Origin of the sequence: Ferrithrix thermotolerans DSM 19514, from assembly GCF_900128965.1 — a bacterium.
GTDB classification, from domain to species: Bacteria; Actinomycetota; Acidimicrobiia; order Acidimicrobiales; family Acidimicrobiaceae; genus Ferrithrix; species Ferrithrix thermotolerans.
On record NZ_FQUL01000090.1, the window covers coordinates 1 to 1363 of the forward strand.

At 51.6% G+C, this 1363-nt stretch carries 3 protein-coding genes; 1 reads left to right on the plus strand and 2 read right to left on the minus strand.

Annotation, left to right across the window (positions count from 1 at the left end; all coding sequences use genetic code 11):
- Positions 1-7: 7 nt before the first annotated feature.
- Together BUA24_RS13535 and BUA24_RS11730 are read right to left on the minus strand one after the other, a co-directional pair.
- Positions 8-376 (minus strand): hypothetical protein, encoded by a 369-nt coding sequence (locus BUA24_RS13535; protein ID WP_419187308.1) that lies wholly within the window; start codon positions 374-376, stop codon positions 8-10.
- On the minus strand, positions 373-636 hold the full coding sequence (locus tag BUA24_RS11730; RefSeq protein WP_072792793.1) for a hypothetical protein: 264 nt from the start codon (positions 634-636) through the stop codon (positions 373-375). The genes BUA24_RS13535 and BUA24_RS11730 overlap by 4 nt, the downstream gene beginning before the upstream one ends.
- A gap of 407 nt (positions 637-1043) precedes the next feature.
- On the opposite strand from BUA24_RS11730, the gene BUA24_RS11740 reads away from it, so the two are divergent.
- Positions 1044-1310, plus strand: a complete 267-nt coding sequence (locus BUA24_RS11740) for a hypothetical protein (protein WP_072792796.1) — start codon at positions 1044-1046, stop codon at positions 1308-1310.
- The last annotated feature ends 53 nt before the right edge of the window (positions 1311-1363 follow it).

Here is a 1363-nt window from a genome sequence, read left to right on the forward strand (position 1 = left end):
AATGGGTTCAACAGGGGCCGAAACTTGAAAATTCCTGTTTAGTAGTGAAACTTTGGCTAGGGACACTAGCCGGGATCTTTGCTGCGTCTTTATGGAGGGGATAAAGCCAGCAGGTCTTTTTCTGTCCGTGATGGACATGGGCACCGTTGCGCCTCCCATAGCCGAGAGTCTCGCCTGCTCGGAGGAAGTTTGCAGCCTTGTAACAGGTGCCAACGTGGCGCATTGAATTGGTGAAGGTCGCCACTAACAGCACTGGATGCCCATAGACATGAAGAAAGTCCGAGGAGAGCATGCGCAACACTCGAGACCGTATGGCAGAAGTCAGATTAGGCCTGCTTTCGTTAGGAAGCACGCAGAGGCGTTGATTGTTCGTCACATAGCGCAACCCGCAAAACTGGATGTCAGGTTTCCAGCCGATGTAGGGTCTCCTGCAGCGAGGCTCAAAGCCCCAGACCCGAAGCCAACCACTCTAACAACACGCTCGTCCTCGAGTGCGACGTAGCGCATAACCTCGCCGACGAGCCTATGGCCGAGCCAGTGGTACTCGTCTAGCACTTCGTTGAAGCGGAAGATCTCATCACGATGGACTGGCCGTACAATAAGACGCTTAAAGTTCCCCGAGTCCTCTACTTTCATCTCTTAACTTCTACCACGTCTCGGCTTAGCGCGTAAATCGTCCTTCATTACCCCAGTTCAGTGAACCTAATCGAGGACTCTGACTTCGCCTTGCTACACCTACAAGGCAGACATCGTTTGCCCTTGTACATCATAGATGCTCTGCCATTCGGTCTAGAGGATCTTGATTGTGCACCTGCTGACGTTGAGACTGTACTCGATGCTATTGCCAAACTACAAGGCATTGATCGTTACGACGAGACGAGGTATGATTCGGGGGAATTTCCAAAGGTGATCTTCCGCAACCAGGTGGAGGATCGCAATGTGTGTGGTGTCTGCTTCGGCACACTCGAGGACGCAGCGGACTTGACCATAGCTCAGCATCGCTCTCACAGACGGCTTATGTAATAGACAACAAGGAGGTCAACATGGACACCGAATATCACACTTACTCAATAGGAGATAGGGTCATGACCAACCACAGTGTTGGAACGGGCAAGGACTGTGAGTTTGACGGGAATGACTTGGGTGGCATGGTTGACCGTGTTGTTCGACAAAGGTTGCGTTACGTCGAGGAGGACGCAAAGGTTGGACCATTATTGGCTCTATTGACACTCATGTGGATGCCCAGACTCCCATGGCGGGCCCATAGTCCCAGTTCAGTAGGGGTATTTGGGGCACAAATGGCTGCATGAGAAACGCACACGGTTTCTGAGCTCTAAATTTGGTGTTAACAACGCATCAAAAA

Bases quoted from the DNA above. Each gene is read 5' to 3' on its own strand.
- BUA24_RS11730 (WP_072792793.1), bottom strand. From the start codon at position 636: ATGAAAGTAGAGGACTCGGGGAACTTTAAGCGTCTTATTGTACGGCCA.
- BUA24_RS11740 (WP_072792796.1), top strand. From the start codon at position 1,044: ATGGACACCGAATATCACACTTACTCAATAGGAGATAGGGTCATGACC.